This window comes from Pseudomonas aphyarum (genome assembly GCF_028657055.1).
Classification (GTDB): domain Bacteria; phylum Pseudomonadota; class Gammaproteobacteria; order Pseudomonadales; family Pseudomonadaceae; genus Aquipseudomonas; species Aquipseudomonas aphyarum.
On sequence record NZ_JAMDGS010000010.1, the window covers coordinates 182,778 to 206,926 of the forward strand.

At 55.0% G+C, this 24,149-nt stretch carries 21 protein-coding genes; 10 read left to right on the top strand and 11 right to left on the bottom strand.

The annotated features are described in order from the left end of the window. Positions 1-354: 354 nt before the first annotated feature. Positions 355-594: a hypothetical protein gene (locus M5G18_RS15040; RefSeq protein WP_273899512.1), complete on the top strand. Its 240-nt coding sequence runs from the start codon at positions 355-357 to the stop codon at positions 592-594. Positions 595-896: 302 nt separating this feature from the next. Here M5G18_RS15040 and M5G18_RS15045 read toward each other — a convergent pair whose 3' ends face one another. From M5G18_RS15045 to M5G18_RS15080, 8 genes are all read right to left on the bottom strand, one after another. Then, positions 897-3,287, bottom strand: coding sequence for a TonB-dependent siderophore receptor (locus M5G18_RS15045; RefSeq protein ID WP_273899511.1), 2,391 nt, complete (start codon positions 3,285-3,287; stop codon positions 897-899). Between the two features lie 118 nt (positions 3,288-3,405). Next, entirely contained in the window at positions 3,406-4,386 is a 981-nt protein-coding gene (locus M5G18_RS15050) for a FecR domain-containing protein (protein WP_273899510.1), read from the bottom strand. Next, complete coding sequence (locus M5G18_RS15055; RefSeq protein ID WP_273899638.1) at positions 4,373-4,888, bottom strand: sigma-70 family RNA polymerase sigma factor; 516 nt, start codon at positions 4,886-4,888, stop codon at positions 4,373-4,375. Before M5G18_RS15055 ends, M5G18_RS15050 begins: the two co-directional genes overlap by 14 nt. Positions 4,889-5,318: 430 nt before the next feature. Beyond that, complete coding sequence (locus tag M5G18_RS15060; protein ID WP_273899509.1) at positions 5,319-5,501, bottom strand: hypothetical protein; 183 nt, start codon at positions 5,499-5,501, stop codon at positions 5,319-5,321. Between the two features lie 19 nt (positions 5,502-5,520). Beyond that, positions 5,521-6,567, bottom strand: a complete 1,047-nt coding sequence (locus M5G18_RS15065) for an NADP-dependent oxidoreductase (protein ID WP_273899508.1) — start codon at positions 6,565-6,567, stop codon at positions 5,521-5,523. A 90-nt stretch (positions 6,568-6,657) separates the two neighbouring features. After that, positions 6,658-7,539 (bottom strand): alpha/beta fold hydrolase, encoded by an 882-nt coding sequence (locus tag M5G18_RS15070; RefSeq protein ID WP_420793316.1) that lies wholly within the window; start codon positions 7,537-7,539, stop codon positions 6,658-6,660. Positions 7,540-7,643: 104 nt separating this feature from the next. Further along, positions 7,644-8,432 carry an SDR family NAD(P)-dependent oxidoreductase gene (locus tag M5G18_RS15075; protein WP_273899507.1) on the bottom strand — a complete coding sequence of 263 codons (789 nt, stop codon included), beginning with the start codon at positions 8,430-8,432 and terminating at the stop codon, positions 7,644-7,646. 65 nt (positions 8,433-8,497) lie between these two features. Then, the gene (locus M5G18_RS15080) at positions 8,498-9,601 is read right to left on the bottom strand and encodes an alkene reductase (protein WP_273899506.1); all 1,104 of its coding nucleotides are present in this window, start codon (positions 9,599-9,601) and stop codon (positions 8,498-8,500) included. A 332-nt stretch (positions 9,602-9,933) separates the two neighbouring features. On the opposite strand from M5G18_RS15080, the gene M5G18_RS15085 reads away from it, so the two are divergent. The 3 genes from M5G18_RS15085 to M5G18_RS15095 all read left to right on the top strand — a co-directional run bounded on the left by M5G18_RS15085 (position 9,934) and on the right by M5G18_RS15095 (position 12,821). Continuing rightward, on the top strand, positions 9,934-10,521 hold the full coding sequence (locus tag M5G18_RS15085; RefSeq protein ID WP_273899505.1) for a TetR/AcrR family transcriptional regulator: 588 nt from the start codon (positions 9,934-9,936) through the stop codon (positions 10,519-10,521). A gap of 358 nt (positions 10,522-10,879) precedes the next feature. Beyond that, positions 10,880-11,572: a response regulator transcription factor gene (locus M5G18_RS15090; RefSeq protein ID WP_273899504.1), complete on the top strand. Its 693-nt coding sequence runs from the start codon at positions 10,880-10,882 to the stop codon at positions 11,570-11,572. Positions 11,573-11,606: 34 nt separating this feature from the next. Next, positions 11,607-12,821 (top strand): sensor histidine kinase, encoded by a 1,215-nt coding sequence (locus tag M5G18_RS15095; protein WP_273899503.1) that lies wholly within the window; start codon positions 11,607-11,609, stop codon positions 12,819-12,821. Between the two features lie 7 nt (positions 12,822-12,828). Here the strand turns inward: M5G18_RS15095 and M5G18_RS15100 are convergent, their stop codons facing one another. Together M5G18_RS15100 and M5G18_RS15105 are read right to left on the bottom strand one after the other, a co-directional pair. After that, positions 12,829-13,404: a cadmium resistance transporter gene (locus M5G18_RS15100; protein WP_273899502.1), complete on the bottom strand. Its 576-nt coding sequence runs from the start codon at positions 13,402-13,404 to the stop codon at positions 12,829-12,831. A gap of 27 nt (positions 13,405-13,431) precedes the next feature. Further along, positions 13,432-14,322: a hypothetical protein gene (locus M5G18_RS15105; protein WP_273899501.1), complete on the bottom strand. Its 891-nt coding sequence runs from the start codon at positions 14,320-14,322 to the stop codon at positions 13,432-13,434. A gap of 219 nt (positions 14,323-14,541) precedes the next feature. On the opposite strand from M5G18_RS15105, the gene M5G18_RS15110 reads away from it, so the two are divergent. From M5G18_RS15110 to M5G18_RS15120, 3 genes are all read left to right on the top strand, one after another. Further along, positions 14,542-15,228, top strand: coding sequence for a class I SAM-dependent methyltransferase (locus M5G18_RS15110; RefSeq protein WP_273899500.1), 687 nt, complete (start codon positions 14,542-14,544; stop codon positions 15,226-15,228). 344 nt (positions 15,229-15,572) lie between these two features. Continuing rightward, positions 15,573-16,481: an SdiA-regulated domain-containing protein gene (locus tag M5G18_RS15115; protein WP_273899499.1), complete on the top strand. Its 909-nt coding sequence runs from the start codon at positions 15,573-15,575 to the stop codon at positions 16,479-16,481. Between the two features lie 518 nt (positions 16,482-16,999). Then, the gene (locus M5G18_RS15120; protein WP_273899498.1) at positions 17,000-17,515 is read left to right on the top strand and encodes a cupin domain-containing protein; all 516 of its coding nucleotides are present in this window, start codon (positions 17,000-17,002) and stop codon (positions 17,513-17,515) included. Positions 17,516-17,714: 199 nt separating this feature from the next. Here the strand turns inward: M5G18_RS15120 and M5G18_RS15125 are convergent, their stop codons facing one another. Then, entirely contained in the window at positions 17,715-18,326 is a 612-nt protein-coding gene (locus M5G18_RS15125; RefSeq protein ID WP_273899497.1) for a dTMP kinase, read from the bottom strand. A 148-nt stretch (positions 18,327-18,474) separates the two neighbouring features. Between M5G18_RS15125 and M5G18_RS15130 the strand changes: the two genes are divergently transcribed. The 3 genes from M5G18_RS15130 (at position 18,475) to M5G18_RS15140 (ending at position 23,667) form a co-directional block, all read left to right on the top strand. Further along, positions 18,475-19,608 (top strand): aminotransferase class V-fold PLP-dependent enzyme, encoded by a 1,134-nt coding sequence (locus M5G18_RS15130; protein ID WP_273899496.1) that lies wholly within the window; start codon positions 18,475-18,477, stop codon positions 19,606-19,608. Positions 19,609-19,878: 270 nt separating this feature from the next. Then, on the top strand, positions 19,879-22,284 hold the full coding sequence (locus M5G18_RS15135) for a glucose/quinate/shikimate family membrane-bound PQQ-dependent dehydrogenase (RefSeq protein WP_273899495.1): 2,406 nt from the start codon (positions 19,879-19,881) through the stop codon (positions 22,282-22,284). A gap of 84 nt (positions 22,285-22,368) precedes the next feature. Then, the gene (locus M5G18_RS15140) at positions 22,369-23,667 is read left to right on the top strand and encodes a carbohydrate porin (RefSeq protein ID WP_273899494.1); all 1,299 of its coding nucleotides are present in this window, start codon (positions 22,369-22,371) and stop codon (positions 23,665-23,667) included. Positions 23,668-24,149 lie beyond the last annotated feature (482 nt).

The following is a 24,149-nucleotide window of genomic DNA, read 5'->3' on the forward strand; positions in this document are numbered from 1 at the left end:
AGGGGTCTCAGGCATTTCATGGCTAGCAAATAGCAGATTCACTCAGTTTTCTCGCGGCAGGCTGCGCGCACGAGCCAATCCATAGCGAAATAGTTGTACGAATGGATGGCAGTTGTATAGGTATTGATAACGATAGGCTGAAAAAGACCACCTGACAATGAAATGGAAATTTATTGTGCAGACACGAAAATCTCACATCGACGGGACGTCTTTTTTTTCAAAAAAAGGAATCGTGAAGGGGGCATTGTCCACCACTTGGTCGGCCTGAATCGCCCGACAAGGATGGCGACAAAAGCAAGGCGTCATTGCAAATACAAAAGGACAAGACTCCCGAGCAGGATAAGTGAGAGACCCATGCGCAATTACACGATCGATTATCTGTTCAACGACCAGCCCCGCACGCATCAGCTTGAACTGAAGCAGCCTGAATTGCCCATTCAGGACGCAGCGATGCATTTGCTGCAGTTACATTTTGGGGACGGTGATAACAGTCTGATCATGCCGACTGCAGACTCCACATTCGAAGAGATTATCGAGCAGGCGAGCCTGGTCGGAATCACTCGAATCGAAGTGGTGGACGTCCAAGGCGAGTAGGGCGATCCACTCCGACAAAGCTAATCCACTAAGGCACAATGCCGAGTCCTGGAATCTCTATTTTTCGAACCTGACAGGTCGCACGCATTGCGCTCATCGTCCATCGCCTTCAGATGTCCTCCTCGCAGGCCTGTCGGATGGGAGGGCCCTGAACGGCAAGTGCGCTGGCTTCGGGAGCCGGTGCGAAACACGACGAAGATCGAATACTTTTACCTCTTTCTTCGCTTATTGATGGCCAAGTTGACGGTGCCCGCGGCAAAGCGGGTACCGCCTCCTAGATGGGAAAAGGCTCACACACCGGCTTACCAGTTGTAACTCACTTTGGCGGTAATCTCGCGGCCCGGGTTGTAGAAGTTCGCCGTGCCGGAGCCGACCACGTGTTGCTCATCCAGCAGGTTGCTGACGTTTACCGCAAGGTCGGTGCCTTTGGCGATCTGGTAATTGAAGGCGGCGTCGAACAGCGTGGTGCCATCGCTTTTGCCGGTGTTGGCTGCATCGAAGTAATACGCGCCGACGTAGCGCGCACCCAAGCCCAGGCTCACATCGGTGCCGGGCACGTCGTAGTAGCTCCAGAGCGAAGCAGAATGCTTGGGTGCCGTGGTGAACTCATTACCCTTGAGGGAGCTGCCGTCGTACAACGAACCGCGCAGGACCTCCGACTCCATGTAGGAATAGCCGCCGATCAGGCTGAGGTTTTGCGTCACCTGCGCCTTGGCCTCAAGGTCGAGGCCACGCGCCCGCGATTCGCCCACCGTCTGCTGCTCAATGATGCCGCTCGGCAGCACCACAGCGATGGTGACGTTTTCCTGGGTCAGGTCATAAACGGCTGCGGAGAACAGGGCGTCCATACCCATCGGCGCATACTTCACGCCCACTTCGTACTGCCGGCCCGTCTGCGGTGTAACGCCTACCTGCGGCGGCGAGACGGACTCCACCATGCTCACGTAGGTGGACACTTCATCGTTGACGATGTAAGTCAGCGCACCGCGATAGGAGGTTTCGGAGAAGTTGTCTTTCTCACTGGACTGCAGGCCTTTGCTGGTCAGGTCCATGGAGTCGTTGCGCACACCCCCGGTGACAATGAAACGCTCGTAGAACGACAGGTTCTGCTGAAGAAATACGGCCTTGGTGGTCGCGTCCCGCTTGTTGACGGCATACGGCGCAATCGAGCGGGAAACGCCTGTAAATACGGGGTTTGCAATGTCAATCGAGGTAGTCGGGGCGTAGACCGAGCTTTCCTTGGTGGTCGAATCGAGATACTCCACGCCTACCAGGCTGCTGCTGTCGATGTTCTCGAAGCGGGCATCGTATTGCAGCATCAGATTGCCGTTGAACTGGTCGGCTTCGGTGTCCGTTCCAAAGAGAAAGCGGTCAACCGTAGTCCCCACCCGTGCGGCACTGTCGCTGAGGTACACGTAGCCAAAATCATCGGTCAACTTGCTGTAACGCAGGTTGCTGCGCAGTACAAAGCCGTTGTCGAAGTCATGGGTAACGTTGCCGCTGAGGCTGGTGCGCTCGACATTGTGGAAGTTGTAGCTGGGCTCACCATAAAACTTGCTGCGGTCGTATTCCTTGTCCAGCGGATATCCGCCACTGTTGGGCGAACTGTCGGTTTTCAGATAGTCGAGAATCATGGTGGCCGACGTGTAATCCGTCGGTGCCCAGGTGAGGCCACCCATCACCAAACGGTTGTCGTCCTGCGAGTGGTCGTACTCGCGGTCGCTGTTTTGGCCTTTGGCAGTGAAGCGGCCAGCCAGGGTTTTTTCGTCGTTCAGAGCATCGCCCACATCGATGCCAGTCTCGACATGGTCAAAGGAACCGTAGGTCACATAGCCCTGGCCGAACTGCTCGAAGCGCGGCTGTTTGGTCACGAAGTTCACCGAGCCGCCCGGGTCGGCCGGACCAAACAGTGTGGAGTTGGCGCCACGCAGAATTTCGATGCGTTCATAGGCGAATGGATCTTCACGTACACCGCGCATCGAACTCAGGGTCAAGCCATCACGATAGGTGGTGGCCTGGAAACCGCGGATCTGGAAATAATCGTTGCGGTCATCCGTACCATAGAAATCACTGACCACGCCCGGTGTGTATTGCAGTGCCTCTTCCGTGGTACTGACGCTGCGTTGCTGCATTTCCTTGTTGGTAACAACCGACACCGATGCCGGTGTGTTGAGAATGCTGGTTGCCACCTTGCCGCCAACCCAGAGCTCCTTGGCGACCACCGAGTTGGCGTCGTCGTCGGCACTGACCCTGACCTTGGCATTGATGATGAGGGGTGCAAGGCGGTAGTCCTCGACGGCCGTTGTGTCGAGTTCCAGCGGGCCGGCGGGCTTTGCCTGAGGAACCAGCAGGTAGGCATTCGGGCCTTGCTGTTCGATCTGCAATTCGCTCCCTTGCAACAACGATGACAGGGCTGCCGATGTTTCGAGCGTGCCATTTACGCCAGCCGTGGTGCGGTTCGCTACGCTTGACGCGTCGAAGGAAAGACTGATGCCAGCCTCGCGCGCAAATTGGTCAAGCGCCGGCGCCAGTGGGCCGCCAGCGATGTTCCACTGTTTGACTGGGTTGCTGTGGTCAGCACTCGATGTTTGCGCCAGCGACGGCAATGCGTAGCTGCTCACGATCAAACCCAACATCGCACCCTGTAAGGCACGATTGAGTGGATGGCGCTGTGAAACCGGGGACGAACTCATTTTCTCGCTCCAAGAAGGGACATCGACAGACTGGCCTGTATTCCGGCCTTCCTAAGAGGTCGAACGAGAATGAGAAACCACCTCATTATTTTTTACGTGACGCAAGGTTCTGATGGACTCAGGTGGCAGCGGTGACGGTTACCCAATAACGGGTCCGATAATCAACGTGCAAGCGCAGTGACTGCGCAATCAATGCCAGGACTTGATCATTATCGGCGAGCTGGAAGGTGCCCGAAACGCGACGATCAGCGATCTCTTCGGCGCAGCGGAGTACCCCGGGGCGATAACGCGACAACTCCACGATGAAATCACTGAGGCGCATATTGTGCGCACTGATCACCCCGTCGCCCCAGCTCCATAAATCAAGGCCGTTGTCCGTGAACGCCCGGGCGCCGCTTGATGTGAACAGCAACTGATTGCCTGCCTGGATATTGCGGCCACCAGGCATTTGACTGGAGCCGGGGAACACCGTGACCGATCCTTCCTGCGCCGCGACCAGCGTGCCATCGTCACGTTCGCGTGCCAGAAAGCGGCGACTCTGGGCACGCATGACCCCGTCGCGTGTCTGCACCCAGAACGGTCGCGCCTGAGGCGAATGTTGATCCGCGCCGACATTCACGATGATTTCCCCACGGCGCAAGATGAGCAGGCGTCTCTGCTCGTCAAAATCGCTGTCGACGGCGCTATCGCTATTGAGCTGGACAACGCTGCCATCATCGAGCTGGAAGCGTCGTTGCTCGCCGGTACTACTGCGCTGCTGCGCAAGCATGGCCGGAACGGGTGTGTAGTCGCGGCCGAGCCAGGCTGCAGTGCCAACGGTCGCCAATAGGCCCAGTAGCTTCAGGCTTTCCCGCCGTCGCATTCCATGTTGGGTGCCATTCAGGGTTTGCCGGGCCAATTGAGCTGGCACATCTGCGAATTCATCCCCCAGCGTTTCAACGCGCTGCCATGCCAATGCATGCTCTGGACGCTGCGCCAGCCAGTGCTCAAAAGTGTGCTGTGTTTGTTCATCGGCTTGATCGAAACGAAGGCGCACCAGCCATTGGATCGCCTGCTCGACAATGGCCGGATCCAGCGCCTGCGACTCACGCCTCGACATAACGCAAGCGATAGCAGTGTTGCAGGGCTGTGGCCAGGTCGCGTTCTACCGTCGCGCGGGAAACATCCAGTTTTTCGGCTATTTGCGCGCAGGTCAGACCGTCGAGCCGGGCCAATAAAAACGCCTGGCGAACTCTCGGTTTAAGCTTTTCGAGCATGCGGTCTATGCGCTCGAGCGCATCAAGAATCATCAGCCGGCTTTCTTCAGAGGGAACCTCGTGTTGAGGCAGCAACGCGACGCTTTCCAGATAGGCACGCTCAAGTTCGCGACGACGATACTGATCAATCATCAGTCCGCGGGCGATGCTGCTCAGATAGGCGCGAGGTTCGCGCAAGGGGCTGGATTGACGGGATTTGAGCAGGCGTACGAAAGTGTCTTGCGCCAGATCTGCTGCGTTATCGCGACATCCAATGCGTCGGATCAGCCAGCCTTGTAACCACGAGTGATGGGTGCGATAGAGCAGCCCTAGATCTGCAGTACCTAGTATTTCGTCGCTGCGCATCGGCATCCCAAAAAATACATAATTGATAATGAATCGCATTCTACCTGCGCGATAAGTCGCAAGCAAATACGTGGCGCTTAGCGTCCGATTTTGTGCGAACGCTACCATTTCTTTAGAGGGGCGAGGGAAAGAGTGCAGCCAACGTGAATAGGCTTTGACCGCTAGTTTTTTACATTTTTGATGAACAGTTAGAACAATCCCAAGACATTTCTGTCTCCGGGATTGTTCTAAATGGTTAAGGCATTGATTGAGTTAAATCCCCGCCGCTAGAGGACACAGGCCCAAAAGCAGGCATACGCCTAAGAGCAGGAAGCTCAGAGCAAATGCCCATTTAATGGTGTATTTCAGATGAAAAGAGAAAGAACGCCCACTGGTTGAGCCACTGTCCGAGGTGAATGCATCATGGGACAGGTGCCAAATCCGTAGTTTGCTACTGCTCCAGCATTAAGCCGTTCCAAACTACATGGAGCGGCATCTGCTTGGAGGTGGTTTCGTCAATGTCCTGCGGATCCTTGTCCTCTGGCTCGAGACTTACCTGGTCGAGGTCAGTCGGTGGAGGTTCGGTAGCGCCTTCGCCGTCGCCTTCATCCGCTGCACGAATTAATCGTTCCATAGACTGCTCGTGGTCATTTCTAGATTGATGAAGTGACTCCACCAGCGACCTCTCCTGCTGCAGGCGGTGGGCTGATTACAACGACTACTTTTCCCTTCGATCTGCCCTTTTCGACGTAGCGAAGTGCTTCTGGAATCGATTCGAATGCAAACGATTTATCAATGACTGGTTTTATTAGACCAGCCTCGATGAGCGCTGTGACCTCTCGCAATTGAGCACCGCTAGCGCGCATGAAAACGAAGGCATAGCGGATACCGGCCTTCCGGGCATTTCTGCGAATCCTGCTGCTCAAAAGGCGCATGACTTGCTTGAGCGGCCAAGACAGTTTTTGTTCATCAGCAAAGTCTGGAGTAGGTGGCCCAGAGATCGATATCAGTTGTCCGCCTGGTTTCAAAACCTTGATCGACTTCTCGAGATCATCTGCGCCCAGGCTGTTCAGCACGACGTCAAAGTCTCTTAACTCGTTTTCAAACCTGTGGGTTTTGTAGTCGATCACCAGATCGGCTCCGAGCGCTTTCACCCATTGGACGTTGGCGGTGCTGGTGGTGGTGGCGACGAACGCTCCCAGCTGTTTCGCCAGCTGGATTGCAATAGTCCCCACGCCTCCTGATCCCGCATGGATCAGCACTTTCTGCCCAGGTTTTAGATTTGCGGTTTCGACGAGTACTTGCCATGCCGTCAGGGCAACCAACGGGATGGAGGCTGCTTGCTCCATCGTGAGGTTTTTCGGCTTCAATGCGAGGGCATCCTCGCTCACGCATATAAGCTCAGCAAACGAGCCGATTCGCTCCTGGGAAGGACGGGAGTAAACCTCGTCGCCTGGTCTGAAGTGCTGGACACCGGATCCCACGCGAACAACCACCCCCGCCAAATCGTTACCCAATATCAGGGGCAGCGCGTACGGAAGGATGGGCTTGAATTCACCTGTTCTGATCTTGGAGTCCAACAGGTTGATACTTGTGGCATGCACCTGCACCAGGACGTCCTTCACTCCGACTTCTGGCTCGGGTAGCTCGCGAAGACGGCCGGTGTTCTTGCCGTAGCGATCGATAAAAAATGCTTTCATGATGGTCTGGCTCTTGAGTAGGCGGGCAGGGTGAGAGGCGGCACCCAGATGCAGCGGTGCCCTGTTCCCCATCAGTTATTAGCAACAACTTTAGGCATCGAGAAACATCAGCGCCGCCGAAACGAAATCGGCGTGATGTTGAAAAATTCCGCCATGCCCCGCATCTGGATAAATGATCAATTGAGAGTTGGTGATCCGACGAGCCAGCTCCGTTGAGTTCACCGTGGGCACCATGATGTCGGTATCGCCATTCACGATCAGGACCGGGATTTTTATCTCATCCAGATTTTGAGGAGGCTGCCGCCCCCAAGCCTTGATCGCTTTTAGTTGCCGTAAAAAAGCAGTGAGCGTCGGTGCCTTATCTCGACCTTTTTTGCGCTCTTTGATGCGAAACAGAAAAGCACTGGCCGCTTGCCGACTCTCTCCCGTGCCAGTAAAGAACAGGTAGGTTTTGGGGTCGCGAAATGTGAGCAATCCCTTGATGATCAGTGGCCAGGACACGGCCCCCACTCTGGCGATGCCCTGACCTCCGGCAGGCCCGGTGCCGGTCAGGATCAACCTGCGAACAAGGCCAGGTGCCTGCAGGGCAATTTCCTGAGCCACAAACCCACCGAGGGAAAAGCCGAGCACGTCGACTTGTTCCAAGCCCAATGCCCGAATCGTCTCGACGGCGTCCTGGGCCATTTCAGCGACTGTCACAGGCGCAGAACCTCCCGACCCTCCGATCCCTCTATAGTCGACAGCTATGACGCGCCGTGTACGCGCAAGGCCATCGACAATCTGTGGGTCGAAATTGTCTAGAACCGCACCCCAATGATTCAGGAGAATCAGTGGAATACCGATGCGAGGGCCTAAGTCCCGGTAGGCATAAACGATGCCGTTAACATTGATCGATTGATTTGCAGCATTTGCATACCGCGTATCTAGTTCAAGCGGCCGGTAGTGGTCGGAGTTCGCCATGACTTGCTTCATGCGTCAGATCCGGAACGAGAGTCATAAGAGGTTTAAGGGCACCCGACAATTCAGTCAGGAACCCTCGGCAGGGGTTAGTGTTTCGGGCCACATCACCTAGGGTGTTACGAAGCGGTTTGATATCGCTCTGCTGCGTGGGTCTGGCGAATATCCCCCAGCAGCGTCTGACGTGCTGCTTGGAGGGTTTCCCAGCGAGACTCGTTAAACAGCGGGGGAATAGTCACAAGTTCACGTCGGTCGAAACCGATCAGCGCGGCGTCGACTAATTCACCCACTTCCATAACTTCAGCGAGACTATTGATGTCGATGCCGGCACGTTCCCAAATCTCGGTACGTGTCGCAGCAGGCAGGACCGCTTGAACGTAGACCCCCTTGGATGACAACTCCAGATTCAAACCCTGGGAAAGAAACAGCACGAAAGCCTTGGTCGCCCCGTAGACAGACATGCCGAACTCCGGAGCCAAGCCCACCACTGAGCCGATGTTGATGATTGCGCCATCTCCTGCCGCCGCAAGTCGTGGGGCAATGGCACCGGCGAGTCGTGCAAGAGCTGTTGTGTTCAACGCGATAAGCTGAGAAATATCCTCACCCGTTTGCTCGAGGAAGCCGCCGGACTGTGCGACTCCGGCATTGTTGATAAGGGTGCCGATCTTACTGTCCTCACGCAGGCGTGCTTCGACCGTTTCCACGTCGCCCACCTTGGTCAAGTCGGCTTGAAGGACTTCTATATTCACGGCATGTTCTTGGCGAAGCCGAGTCGCGAGCGTTTCAAGGCGCGCCTTGTCGCGAGCCACCAGCACAAGGTTGTGACCACGCTTTGCGAAGCGTTCAGCGTAGGTTGCGCCGATGCCTGAGGATGCCCCAGTGATAAGTACTGTCGAATGGATAGTCATGGATTAGCTCTCTAGTTCGGTGGGGACAGATGTCCGTTTACTTCTGGTCGCGGGTTGGCGCGGCTTCAAAATGATTGCTGGAACTTATCGTCTGTGAGAGATGGATAATCGATGTATCCCGCAGCACCACCGCCATACAGTGTTGCCGGGTTAAGCGGTGACAATGGAGCGTGCGCCTTCAGTCGTTCAACTAAATCGGGGTTGCTAATGAACGGCCGTCCGAAGGCAATCAAATCGGCTTTGTCTTCTCCTATCTGCGAGGTCGCCAGCGCCAAGTCGTAACCGTTATTCGCGATATAGGTGTTCCTGAAACGCTGACGCAACGCGGCGAAGTCGAATGCGACAATATCGCGGGGTCCGCCCGTAGCACCTTCCACAACATGCAGATAGATGAGGTTCAATGCATCGAGTTGGTCGACGATGTATGTGAAATCCGACTGAGGGTTTTGGGTGGAAACACCATTTGCAGGAGACACTGGAGAGAGGCGGACCCCAGTGCGTTCTGCGCCGATCTCGTCAGCCACGGCGTTTGCCACTTCCAGCAATAGCCGCGCCCGGTTCTCTATCGGTCCACCATAGGCGTCAGTTCTCAGGTTGGAGCTGTCTTTGATGAACTGATCCAGCAGGTATCCGTTTGCGCCATGAATTTCGACACCGTCAAACCCCGCCTTGATCGCGTTGGCTGCGCCCTGGCGGAAATCATTGATGATCCCTGGAAGCTCTGCTAATTCGAGAGCCCGTGGCTCGGAAACATCCACGAAGCCGTTGTTGACGAAGGTTTTGGTGGCTGCTCTGACGGCGGAAGGGGCGACAGGCGACGCTTTGTTCTCCTGAAGATCAATGTGTGAAACTCGACCAACGTGCCAGAGCTGCAGGAATATTCGGCCACCCTTTGCGTGCACCGCGTCAGTAACCTTGCGCCACCCCTGGATCTGCGCCTCGGTGTAGATCCCGGGAGTGTCCTGGTAGCCCTGACCTTGTTGCGAAATCTGTGTCGCTTCTGAAATCAGAAGTCCGGCTGACGCTCGTTGGCTGTAGTAAGTCGCGGCGAACTCGCTTGGGATGAAACCCTTGCCGGCACGATTACGCGTGAGAGGAGCGAGAACCACTCGGTTAGAGAGCTTCAAGGGGCCAAGGTTGTAGGGCTCAAACAAGGTCTTGTCAGTCATGTCTTGTCACATCCAAATCAATTGTTGATTGTCGAAGAGTTGCTCTACGCAGAGTCGAGACAGCTAGCTTCAACGGGAAACCAGTTGAGTCTCCTTGAGCGTTTCCGTACTGACGAAACGACCTAGGCCGATCATCGAATCCCTCTCCTGCCACCTGCTCGAATTTTCCGCTCGCTTCCATGCGTATCGCTCATGGCGTCACTGCGCGGTGCCGAAGGGCATTGAAATATAATGATGATGATCATAATCTTAATCGTCAAGCGCTTTGATGATGAACAACATCAAAGTATATTGGTGGTGTTATCGAGGCCTTAAGCGAGGGGTAGTGAGGCATGAGGGTCACCAAGGCGCAGGCGGAAGCCAACCGCGCACGCATCGTCGAAACGGCTTCCACGCTCTTTCGAGAACGAGGCTATGACGGCGTTGGTGTTGTTGATTTGATGGCTGCCGCAGGTTTTACCCACGGTGGGTTTTACAAGCATTTCCGCTCGAAGGCGGACCTGATGGATGAGGCTGCCGCGTGTGGACTTGCCCAGACAATGACAAAGAGCAGGGGGCTCGACCTCACGCAATTCATCAAGCTCTACATTTCCCGGGAACACCGTGATCAGCGCGGCGACGGATGTACGATTGCGGCGCTTTGCGGGGATGCGGCCCGTCAGTCTGAGGACATTAAAGCGACCTTTGCCGGAGGAATGGAAACCATGCTGGCCGCCATCTTGCGTAATGACAACGCTGTGGCTGAAGAGGACCGCAGCGAAAAGAGAGCCAGGGCGATTTGCTTGATGGCCAGCACAATAGGTGCCGTCATGTTGTCTCGAGCGTGCCCGGATGACTCCAGTCTGGCCGATGAGATTCTCACGGCATGTCGCACGGAGTTACTCGCGACTCTTTCGCCCACGACTGGAGCCAAAGAATAAGCACGCCTTATTGCGAAAGTACACGGGACGCCCAATGCTGGTCAGCGTCCTCAGGAGGGGGGAGGGGGAACTACTCCCTCCGCGTCTCAACGAGCCAAAGCTTCCTCCGCAGGCGTGCCGGCTTTGCTCACCGACCTCGTTTACCAGCCTTGTCGACATTCCCACTGACGGATTGGCCTTTCATAAAACGCTAGGCGCTGGATCAAATGAGCTGTGCCATGCAGCCTGTCCTCACATTTCCCTCACGAGGCTTTAGATAAGAAGAAGCCAGGTAGTGTGAAAGTGGCTGAAGAAAAATGCGATTTGAAAGATGGGTGTTGGCTATAATTGAGCTTGAATTTAACAGCATGGCTTCGACGTGAATATACTTATTATCGAAGATAATCCTGACATAGTCGCCAACTTGTATGAGTATTTCGAACCGCTCGGGCACGAGCTGGATAATGCTCGTACAGGACTCGCTGGTTTGCGACTTGCTGAGGAGCGACAGTACGATATTATTATCCTCGATGGGATGCTGCCGGGTATGGACGGGCTTGAAGTCTGCGCCAATATTCGGGCAGGTAGACATACCGATGTTCCCATTCTAATGCTCACGGCTCGCGATACAACTCAAGATAAGGTGAACGGTTTTTCTTCTGGGGCTGACGACTACCTAGTGAAACCCTATTCTCTTTTAGAACTGGATGCGCGCATCAACGCGTTAAATCGCAGAGCATCCAAAAGTATGGGGCGCCAGATTATTCAGTATGGCGAGCTACGAGCGGATTTTGGCCAATACGAATTCACAAGAAATGGTCAATTGCTTGATTTGACTCCATTAGGTTATAAAATTATGGCGGCGCTGATTAGAGCTGCTCCCAAAGTGGTAACACGCGAAGCGCTTGAGCAAGAACTCTGGCAAGACAATCCACCTATGAGCGATGCACTGCGCAGCCATGTCCATATACTACGACAGGTGGTCGACAAGCCTTTCCCGAACTCTAAGCCCATGCTGATAACCGTCCAGGGCACCGGTTTTCGTTTAGGTGGCGTAGATGAAGAGTCGTGAGTCCATTCGGGGGCGACTAGTCGCAGCGTCCGTAATGTTGGCGGCCATCATTGTGACGTTTTTTGGTTGCCTGGCCGTGGTGGTGACGCTCACCATAAAACATGAGTTTATCGATAACCGCTTAAACAGCTCCGCTGAGCTATGGGCCGGTGGCGCATTCAATCAGATATCCAGTAAACCCGCTGAGCTGGAGTTTTATCGCGGGAGTGACATCCCGAGCAACTTGCAGAGCCTCGAGCCAGGTGTCCATAAAATCAACGTGGATGGGCGCAAGTGGCATATCCTGATTGCCGAGGACAACGGCGAAAAATATGCCGTTGTGGATGATCGCAGCGATTACATCTCGCTTGAATTGGTCGCTGTTATTGCGTTGTTCCTCTCGTTCGTCGCGGCCATTTTTTTAGCCGTCTTGATCGGTCGAGCTAACGCAAGCCGCGTGATATCCCCCCTGACGAATCTTGCTCAGGCCGTTGAGCAAGGCTGGAAACCTGGCACACTGCCGGGGCTTGAGGCCACCGATGAAATTGGCGTGCTGGCCCGCGCCATTGAAGACAGAAACGTGAAGCTGGTTTCCGCTCTAGATCGGGAAAGACTTTTCACCGCGGATGTCAGCCACGAGTTGCGAACTCCCCTAACGATCATGCTGGGCACCGCAGAGGTGCTGTCGTCCAGGTTGAAGGACAGTCCTGAACTATTGGGTATGACAGAAAGAATTCGACGCAACGCTTCCGATACGGCGCTGCAGGTTGGAGCGCTTTTAAAACTCTCACGTGAGCCAGACCTGACAGAGCACGTTCGACTTAATCTGCGCGTACTGATCGCGAATGAAGTGGAACGGTACAAACCCCTGGTACGTGGCAAGCCACTCGAGATCAAGTTTTTCAGCGCTGGCGATGTGTTTGTAAGCGCCGTGCCGGAACTGGTGAGTATTGCCGTGGGTAACCTGCTTCGTAATGCATGCCAGTACACGGAAGAGGGCACGATCAGTATTTTCCTCAACCCGACGGAGGTCACCATCAGTGATACGGGCCTCGGGATTCCACAGAAGGTACGCGAGAACCTGTTTGTGCGCTTTAATCGCGGCGAGGGAGATTTCGAAACAGGTAATGGAATTGGACTTTCCATTGTGAAACGAGTAATCCAGTACCTCGGCTGGGAAGTTCGCTACGAGCCTTTGGCAAGTGCCGGGAGCAGCTTCACCATCTTGTTTGGCGACAGTCTGGTAAAGACTGACTCTGGCTCAAGCTAATTTAAAATCAGCCCACAAAAATGTCTTTGGCACCCCACAAAATGTGAAGACCAATGAGAATCAGCGCACAAGGCAAGACGATGTGCCCATACCGTTCGATATGCCGTGATGCTGGGCTGTCGTTGACTAATTTGTGTCCGAAGTAACACCAGACTGCGGTCATGATCAGGAAAACGACGACGTAAGTGGGTACAACAGTCGGAGTGGTAGAGAATATTGGGATGTACACGCCGATGTTATCGCCGCCGTTGGCAAACGTCATGGTCGACACATAAAGAACCTGCGAATGGGCGTTGATCTTTGGCGCCTGCTCGGGTTCCCGATCTAGGGCGCGAAAATACTGCACGCCCTTGTAGATACCGATCCCCAGTGGCACGACACCGAGAAAGGCGATATAGGCGGTGGGGATTGATGAAGCCAGTTTTCCGCCAATGATGCTTGCCAGGATTATCGCACCAATACCGATAAACTGTCCGAGTACAATGTTGCGTTGTTTCAAATTCTTGTCGGCATTAAGTGCAGACAAAATAATAATGTCGTCGATGTTCGTGACTGAAAAAACCAGTGCGGCGGCGACGATCACACTTATATATTCCAATTGCTCTTCTCGTTATTGAGTTTTCTTGAGTTCCAGAATACGACTGCGGCCGCCTTCGGCGAGCGCGTACTTGGCGTCGTTACCGCTGCCGAGTTTCATCAACACTTGGGGCGCCCGCAGGTGATTCGCGATGACCGAAACGGCTCCCTGTGGGCTGACGAGAAGGACTCTTGCAAGATGGGTTCGATCCTCCACGACCCACAGCCCGTTTTCATCACAAAGCAAGTAGCTGGGCTCCCGAACCTGCTCAGGTCCTAGGAAGAGGGGATCTTTTTTGTCCTCAGTGAAGCGCCGGACCAGGTTTCGGCCCTTTTCTGTGTAGAACCTGTCCCCGTTAGGGCAAATCGTGAAAGACTCCGCTTCGTCCAGCGAGTCCCTCAGGATTTCGGTCTGTCCCGTAACCCTGTTGTATTTGAATAGTCTGCCATTGAGCTTTCGGTCTTCCACCGCATACAAGTCGTCACCGTCCGCAAGCAGCCCCTGTGCATTGATGGCATCGAAAAGTGGAGTGACGACACCATTTTTCAGCAAGCTGACGGGCGCTGCGCCACCTTCTTGGCTGAATGCGTAACCACCATCGAAGGCCGCCAAGCCGTCCGGCTTGGAGAGCTTACTCACCAGCAGTGTTCTATGACCACTTGAATCGATAGCAATAATGTTACCTGCCTCATTCTGAAGCTCTTCGGAAACCACGATCTCATTGGATGGTCCTTTAGCGAGGGATGCGGCCTTTTGGACGTTGTCATGGAGCACATCAACGCTCCATCCCGTACTGGCCGATGCGGGGTAGTAGTGCTGCCACCAGAAGAAGGCTGCGACCAGGGACAATGGTGCGAGTCCAGCGATAACACGGGTCTTAATCGGCACAGATTTATCCTTTGCTTCAGCGGATCGAATGTTCATGAAGGGCCCTGGAAACCAATTGTCCGTATGGTTCCCAACGCTGCGTCAAGAAAACGTGAGGAAGCGTAGTTTGAACATGGGAAGGCTGCCATCGCGTGACAGTGTAGAAGAATCAAATCTGCAATAATTTGAAAAACTGACCTGGACAGGTGTTATCTCGTCCCGACGTTTTCTTCACGCGCTGATTTATAGGTTGCCTCCAAGCTTTTGGAGGCAATGATGAAAGAACCAATCAAGTTAAAGTTTTCCGAAAAATATGATGCGGAGCACTCGCGCCAGTACTATTTGAAACATCAAGATGGATTTTCCAGGCGAATGTCCCATCTGCGTGAAGAGCAACTTGCGCGCAAGGCACTCAAACTTGCGGGCGAACCGCTGCGGGTACTTGATCTTCCTTGTGGTGCCGGGCGCTTCTGGCCCTTGCTTTCAGAAAATCCGACGCGCTCAATTATTGCGGCAGACAACTCCCCCCACATGCTCGACGTCGCTCGATCTGTCCAGGACAGAGATATCGTGGAACGAGTTGAGACTTTGCACACTTCCGCGTTTGACATCGCACTACCTGATAATGCTGTTGACACTGTTTTTAGCATTCGACTGCTGCATCACATTGGTCAATCTGCGCATCGTTTGGCCATCCTTCGAGAGTTTCACCGTGTTGCGAAGGAAAGCGTGATTGTGTCCCTGTGGGTGGGCGGAAATTTCAAGGCACTCAGACGCGAGCGCTCAGAAAGGCAGCGCAAGTTGCGGCGAGGTGGAGTGGGTGACGAATATCAGAATCGCTTTGTGCTTCCGAGTGCAATTGTTGAGCAAGAGTTCTTTCAGGCAGGATTTAAAAGATACACGAAGCTCGATTTCATTCCGTACTACTCAATGTGGCGCGTTTATGTTCTCCACAAAAGCTAATTATGGAAACCACTGATCGCGCCATTGTAAAAAAGACAACCTCGAGAAAAGCTATGCCTCGTAATCGCTGGATGGGTGCTTGTGGCTTCATCTTCTGGTCGATAGTTGTCATGGTGGCAGTGGTGAAGGTAGAGCAGTGCAGGGTGCTCGAAAGAGCTTTTTTATTTGCTCTAAATGCACTGACATAGATACAAATTTTAAATGTGCAAGGTGGCTTTCTACCCAGATGCCTGGCTCTAGACCCTCCAGCCTCTATATAGGGTGGCTCAATCTAGAGATGGGTATTCGCCGCCAAGCGCTGTGGTCAATAGATAAGCAAATTTCGGTTTTTTTGCAGGTAAGTTATGAATCGTCGAGCATGGGCTAATATTCTGGTACTGGTTGTGGTTTTGACCGTGGTGATGGCTGCGGTTCTCAAATTACAGCAGTTTAAGGTGTGGGAACGATTGTTTTTCAATGTTTCTGAGGTGTTCGGCGCGAACTCTGAGTGCCTCCAAGGTGGTTGTATTCAATCATACGAAGTTGATATGCAGCGAAAAGTTGTGGCGGGCGCGGAGAGCTTGTCCTCATTAACATACAATTCCTTGTCTGGTACATTTTACACTGTCAGCGATGACACTCATGAGGTGGTCGAACTTGATCGCAAGGGCAATGTAATTCGCCGAATCAAACTGTCTGGGTTCGATGAGGTGGAAGGTATCGAGCATGTAGAAGGCAATGTGTACCTAATTATTGAAGAACCCAGCCAGAAGATCTCGACGGTAGTAATAGATGAAAAAACTACCGTGATCGATTCGGCTGTCGCCAGCTTGTCCGTGGCCATTGAGCTGAACGGAAATAAAGGGTTTGAAGGTTTGGCCTATGACAGGCAATCGGGAAACATCATAATCGCTAAAGAGCGAGATCCTGTTAGGATTTACAGTATCAAAGGCTTTCCTGATAAAACGGGCAGACCTACGAAAGATTTGACTATCACATCAGACGAGCAGCGTACTCAGGCACTTTTTCTCAGGGATGTATCCGGGCTCGAATTCGATCCGAACACCAGTCACTTGTATATACTTTCCCATGAGTCGAAGTTGATCATTGAGTTGAATAAAGAAGGAAAAGCCATAAGTACGCTTTCTTTACTCAAGGGACAAAATGGATTGATGAAGACCATCCCTCAGGCAGAGGGCATCGCTTTGACTCCAGATGGTACCCTTTATGTAATGAGCGAGCCGAACTTGCTCTATTCATTTAAAAAGAATTGACGCACCGCCTGTTAGGCACAGACCGCATCCTCGAGATCACCGGCGAAGCATTCATGGGCGTCGCTCATGCGACCTTGGCGTTAATTTGCATTCGTTGTAAGGTGCGATCAATCACGACTTGAATAGTCGACCGCACAAGTCGATGTGATGGCCACCGCGACCTTGCAGCGTAGTAATCAGGATACTGGGTGAGGGTAGGGGAGAGAACCTTGTACCCCTTCGCAAATCTCCTATCCTTGTATGCGATCGCTCTACGAGGTGTCCAGTACAAATAGCATCGATGAAGACCGCGAGCGGATTGTCCAAGAATGGCTGTCGACGGTCATCACATGAATAGTGAATGCAGCGAATCCGCTTGAAGGGGGCGGTAGTTTTCCAGTAGTCGTTGCTCTTGCGATCGATGTATCAGAGCCATAATAAATCTAGAGGGCACAACAAATATGCTGGGCCTATAACTAAACTAAATGACCGTTTAGTTGAGCTATACAAAAACACATTACAAACGACCGGGAATGGCTATGAAACTACGCCACACGACCGCAAATGACGTGATTGCCACGCTGGAACTGGAGCCTCACGTCGAAGGCGGTTTCTTTCGCAGAACCTATCAGGCAGACCACCGGGATATGCTTGAAACCACCGGCGGGCCGCGTTTTCTGATGACGTCGATTTACTACCTGTTGACCGCAGACTCACCGGTTGGCCAGTTTCATTTCAACCAATCAGACATCCTGCATTATTTCCATCTGGGCGATGCCATCGAGTACAGCCTGATTCACGCTGACGGTTCGCTGCAGACTTTGGTGATGGGCAGCGATGTTCTGGCCGGCCACCAATTGCAATTGCACGTACCGGGCGGAATCTGGAAAGCCTCCAGATTGCTGAATGGCGAGAACGGATTTGGTTTGATCAGCGAAGCGGTTTCACCAGGGTTTGATTTCGCGGATATGGAAATGGGGAGTCGGCAGAAACTCACAGCGCAGTATCCGCAGCATCGAGCGCTAATTGAAAAGCTGACGCGTGATGAGGATTGAGCGCAGCACATTTCAAATAGAGCGATCAGCAGGCATCAAGGATCAGGTCCTTTGAGAGAGGAGCTTGAGATTGAAATGGTGTGCGCAACCGGGCTGAATCCGTAATACTTTGTTACGTGTAATGTATATTATGTTAAATGGTGTGTCTGGGCGGAACTTTACCAACCCCTACCTGAACCCGGCTGATCCACCTCGGCAATCAGCTAAACAATTTATAGATCTCGAAAACCACCTGCATCGTAGCGCCTTCGATCGTTCCTTCATTACGGCACAAAACCCAGTCGTGATCGGCAGCCGCTTGCTCGAACATCTCCGTACACGCGACATGCTCTGCGTGCTTTTGAATCACAGTACCGCCCAGTCCTCTGGATCGTGCCGTTGCCCTGGCCCATGAAATATCCGGCGCGGTGATGACTCCGACATGCAGGTCTGGCACCTGCACGTTTCGCTCGATATTCAATTGGAGAATCTCTGCAAACGGGACGGTGTGGCGAAACGCGGCGTCAGACGGATACCAGCGATCGATCAAGACAATGCTGTCCAGCGGCTGCCTAGTCAGCACGTGCCGGGAGATCCAGCTCCGGCTATCAGCAAAGCGCTGACACACAGCCCACTCCAGATCCCGGGAGGGATTTCTGGCAAGTTCGTTGACGAGGGTCATGGTGTCCCCCCGGTAAGGATCGCTTTTTCTCTCGCAAAGCCGGATGACTTTCTTGTTGTCGGCCCTCAGTACTGCCGTAACGGCTTCCAATAATGTGGTTTTGCCGGTTCCTTTTGGCCCATCCAGAGAAATAAACAACGGACGATTCATTTTTCACACAACGATTGAGGCATTGATGACCACTCTATCTTCATTTCTGCAATTCAATCAGCTCATCCCTGCCCTTTGCCTAGACTTGCTTCCCAATGATGTTCGCCAGACCTTTTGACTGCCAGGGAATCACATAAGGAGCCACCCCATGTCACAGCTATATCCCGGAATCGATCCTGAAGGGCTTATCGAGTACTCAGTGGTTTACACCGACCGCTCGCTCAATCACATGTCGCAGTCATTTCAGGCCGTGATGAAGAACATTTCCAAGACGCTGAAACAGGTCTACAACGCCGAGGCGGTTGCGGTGGTTCCGGGCAGCGGCACATTCGGCATGGAAGCGGTGGCGCGCCAGTTCGCCACCGGCCAGCAATGCCTGGTGATACGCAACGGCTGGTTCAGCTATCGCTGGAGCCAGATCCTTGAGACGGGCAACATCCCGGCGGCCACTACAGTGTTGAAAGCCCGACCGGTAGACACGGGTCGCCAGGCTGCCTACGCCCCGCCCCCTCTGGACGAAGTGCTGGCAGCCATTGCGGCTTCGAGGCCGCAGATTGTCTTCGCCCCCCACGTTGAAACCTCATCAGGGATTATCCTGCCCGACGAGTACCTGCGGGCCGTCGGCGACGCCGTGCATGCGGTGGGAGGGCTGTTCGTGCTGGACTGCATCGCTTCCGGCACGCTTTGGGTGGATATGCACAAATGCGCCGTCGATTTGCTGATTAGCGCACCGCAGAAAGGCTGGAGCGCCTCCCCTTGCTGCGCCCTGGTGATGTTCAGTGCTCTGGCCCTCGAACGCATCGAGCAAACGCAAAGCACCAGCTTCGCCTGCGACCTGAAAAAGTGGCTGCAGATCATGCAGGCCTACGAACAGGGCGGACATGCCTACCATGCGACGATGCCCAGCGATTCCCTCGCGCGGTTCAACGACGTAATGAAAGAGACGCAAGCCTACGGTTTCGACAGGATCCGCGACGACCAGCAGGTTCTGGGTGACCGAGTACGCGCCATGTTGACCGGCAGAGGCTTCAAAAGCGTGGCCGCAGCCGGCTTTCAGGCCCCAGGCGTCGTGGTGAGCTACACCGATGATGCCGATATCAAAAACGGCAAGAAATTTGCTAACCACGGCCTGCAGATTGCCGCCGGAGTTCCGTTGCAGTGCGACGAACCGGCCGACTTCCAGACCTTCCGCATCGGTCTGTTCGGACTCGAAAAGCTGCACAACATCGAGCGTACGGTCAGCACCCTTGAGCAGGCACTGGATGAGGTGATGATTAGCTAAGCCCTCACCTCGCCCGCAGCCAATACCGTTCCCGCCGATTTTGTCCGGCGGGAACCACCAAGTCTGATCAACCTGTCATAAATTCCATATCCGCTGGCAAATAAAAGACTTTTCCACCGTTCCAACAGTCCCTGAAGGTCCGCGAGGACAAGGCCAGCGTCGATCCGTCGCACCATTTAGCGCCAAAACCCCTTTCATTCTGATTTAGTGATTTAACTAGGTAGTTACCTAACTATATAATGCCCTCCTCATTTCAACGGGACATTCAACGTGAAGCAGAGTCAACGCCTCTCGGGCATATCAACATTCATTCTGGTCGGGCTGGGCGTGATCATCGCCCTGCTCGGCCTGGCACTGGCCGCTGGCGGTGTGAAATTGGTCAGCCTGGGAGGCTCCTGGTACTTCCTGGTGGGTGGTCTGGCGATGGCCATTTCCGGTCTGCTGATCGCACGCCGCAAGCCTGCCGGCGCCTGGTTGTTCGCAGCGTTCCTGCTGGGGACGGCGATCTGGGCAGTCATCGACGCAGGGCTGGTGTTCTGGCCAGTGTTCTCGCGTCTGTTCATGTTCAGCGCCGTGGGTCTGGTGGTCGCGCTGGTTTATCCGCTGCTCAAACGCGCCAATGGCGGCGTTGCGGGTCGTGGTGCTTACGGTGTCGCCGCTGTTCTGGCGGTTGGACTGGCGGTGGCTGCCGGCAACATGTTCGTCGCGCACCCGACCGTCGCCCCTACCGGCACGGGTCCGGGCCTGACGCCGGTCGAACCGGAAAAGGCGCAGAAAGACTGGGCGCACTACGGTAATACCGAAGGTGGCAGCCGCTTCGCCGCGCTGGACCAGATCAATCGCAGCAACGTCGACAAGTTGAAAGTCGCGTGGACCTACCACACCGGCGACATCGCCGAGAGCGATGGCAACGGCGCCGAAGACCAGCTGACTCCGCTGCAGATCGGCAACAAAGTCTTCATCTGCACCCCGCACAACAACCTGATCGCACTGGATGCCGACACCGGTAAAGAGCTCTGGAAAAACGCGATCAACGCGCAATCCAAAGTCTGGCAGCGTTGCCGTGGCATGGCGTATTTCGACGCCAGCGCCGCCGTCGCCAAACCGGCCAGCTCGCCAGTGAGCGAAACCCCGGTCGCACCCACAGCCAACTGCACACGCCGTCTACTGACCAACACCATCGACGCCCGCCTGATCGCAGTCGATGCCGACACCGGCGAGTTCTGCCAGGGTTTCGGCAACAACGGCCAGGTTGATCTGAAGGCCGGTCTGGGTGATGTTCCTGACAGCTACTATCAACTGTCCTCCGCGCCGCTGATGGCCGGCACCACCGTGGTGGTTGGCGGTCGTGTGGCCGACAACGTGCAAACCGACATGCCGGGCGGCGTGATCCGTGGTTTCGACGTGATGACCGGTGCCATGCGCTGGGCGTTCGACCCGGGCAATCCGCAGGATAAAAAAGCACCGGCAGACGGCAGCACCTACGTGCGCAGCACGCCGAACAGCTGGGCGCCGATGTCCTATGACCCGGCCACCAACACGATCTTCCTGCCGATGGGCAGCTCGTCCACCGACATCTATGGTGTCGAGCGCAGCAAACTGGACCACACCTACGGCGCTTCGATCCTGGCGCTGGACGCCAACAGCGGCGAAGAAAAGTGGGTCTACCAGACCGTGCACAACGATCTCTGGGACTTCGACCTGCCGATGCAGCCAAGCCTGATCGACTTCACCAAGGACGGTAAAACCGTTCCGGCGGTGGTGATCGGCACCAAGGCCGGGCAGATTTACGTGCTCGACCGCGCCACCGGCAAACCGTTGACCGACGTTAAAGAAGTACCGGTCAAGGCGTCGAACATTCCGAACGAACCCTACTCGCCAACCCAGCCGAAATCGGTGGGCATGCCGCAGATCGGTGCTCAACACCTGACCGAGTCGGACATGTGGGGCGCCACGCCGTACGACCAGTTGCTGTGCCGGATCGATTTCAAGTCGATGCGCTACGACGGGCTGTACACCGCGCCGGGTACTGACAAATCCCTGAGCTTCCCGGGTTCGCTGGGCGGCATGAACTGGGGCAGCATCTCGACTGACCCGGTGCACGGCTTCATCTTCGTCAACGACATGCGCCTGGGTCTGTGGATTCAGATGATCCCGTCGCAGAACACAGGCAAGGCAACTTCCGGTGGCGAAGCGTTGAACACCGGTATGGGCGCCGTTCCGCTGAAAGGCACACCTTACGCGGTGAACAAGAACCGCTTCCTGTCGGTTGCCGGCATTCCGTGCCAGGCCCCGCCGTTCGGTACGCTGACCGCTATCGACATGAAAACCCAGAAAGTCGCCTGGCAGGTTCCGGTCGGCACCGTTGAAGACACAGGTCCCTTGGGCATCCGCATGCACCTGCCGATCAAGATCGGTCTGCCAACCCTCGGCGGCACGCTGTCGACCCAAGGCGGCCTGATCTTCATCGCCGGCACCCAGGACTTCTACCTGCGCGCGTTCAACAGCGGCAACGGTGAAGAAGTCTGGAAAGCGCGTCTGCCGGTTGGCAGCCAGGGCGGTCCGATGACGTATGTGTCGCCGAAAACCGGCAAGCAATACGTGGTCATCACCGCCGGTGGTGCTCGTCAGTCGACCGACCGTGGCGACTACGTGATGGCGTACGCCCTGCCGTAAACCGCAGCGTCCTCCTTCACTTCACTTGTGCGCGGCACCTCTGGGTGCCGCGTCGTTTCATGTCCTTCGCTCTGGATTTCAGCAATGTCATTGGCTGTTCGCTTTTCTCACGCCGGGGTTTTCACCGGCATGCTGTTCGGTCTCACCTGCGGCGCTGCCCTGCCCGCCCTTGCCGGTACCGATTCGAACGTGTTCACCCGCAACACCCTGACCGGCGACTGGGGCGGCCTGCGCCACAAGCTCGATGAAGACGGCATCAAGTTCACCGGCGACTACACGGGGGAAACCGCCTACAACGCCGACGGCGGCCTGCATCGCTCGGCGCGTTACTCGCAAAACATCAAGCTCGGCGCGCAGTTCGACCTGAGCAAACTCTACGGCGTCGATAACGCCGGCAAGATCCAGCTGAGCATCAACGACCGACGCGGCAACAGTGCCTCCGAAGATCTGGTCGGCAACCGTCTGCCCATCCAGGAAAACTACGGCGGCCTCTACACGCGCCTGACCGAGCTGAGCTACGAGCGCAGCCTGTTCACCCCGGCGCTGAACGTCAAACTTGGCTACATGGCCATGGGCAACGACCTCGGCGGACTGGACAGCGGCATCCTCTGCAACTTCATGAACGCCGGCTTCTGCGGTCACCCGCTGAACATGTCCGGTGGCAGCGGCTGGACCAACTACCCCAACGCCCACTTGGGTGTGCGGGTGAAATACGACCTCTCCCCGGCCTGGCAACTGCGCGTGGCCGCGTTCAACGTCGATCCGGAAAGCAACGGCAATTCCAGCCGAGCCTGGCACCTGGGCCCGAAACACACCACCGGCACCGTGGTGCCGATCGAACTGGTCTACAAGCAGGCAGGCAAGCTGCCCGGCGAGTACAAGGTCGGTTATTACTACGACAGCTCCGATGTGAAACGCATCGGCAGTGACAAGGAAGTGTCCGGACGCGGCGGCCATTACGTCCTGATCGACCAGGCCGTCTGGGCTTCGGACGCCTCCGAAGGCCGCAGCCTGCACGCCTTCGGCCAATATTCGGCGGCCAGCGAAGCCGCTTCGCCATTCAGCAAGTGGTACGGCACCGGCCTGGTGCTGTACAAACCGTTCGAAGGCCGCCCTCGTGACACCGTGGCGCTGGGCTACGGCCGCGCAGTACCGAACCCGCGCAGCCGTGATGTGCAGCAGGACGCGGCGCTGGGCAATGGCGTAGCGTTTCCAAACCTGGACAGCGCCGAGCAATTGATCGAACTCGGTTACGGCTATCAGGCCACGCCTTGGCTGACGCTGCGCCCGAATATGCAGTACATCATCGAGCCGGGCGCGTTTTCCGGGAAGGACATCGACAATGCATTGGTGTTTGGATTGCAGGTGAAGGCTGCGCTCTGACGCCAACATTTGCCGATCAGGCGTTAAACAGGAAAAGCACCTTCGGGGTGCTTTTTTTGTTCATGGATTATGGGGAAACTGACTCACAGGATAATCATCGCCATGAATAATCATCTCGCAGAGGTTAAAACACTGTTCGGGATTGAAAAACCCGAACTTGAAAAACGTTAATGACCGATTGTCAGACAGGCTTCTATAACCGATTAGTGCCAAAGAACTTTTATTAACTTTCCTGACTGGTTGGCCAATAACGGCAGAAAAAATAACCCTCGCCGCCACCGTTCGGCCATTTCATTCAAACATGACTTTCTTATAAGCTTCGCCACCTTAATAGCCCCTGGCCAGCAATTCTGTGAAGACAGTGTTCTCTTGAAGAAAAAATCTGCGACACATCTCGCCCTGAAAAACGCCGGTACAACCCCGAACACTGAATCCCCTTTCGCCTGATATGAACCGCCATCCAGGCACTTCCCGCATGGACG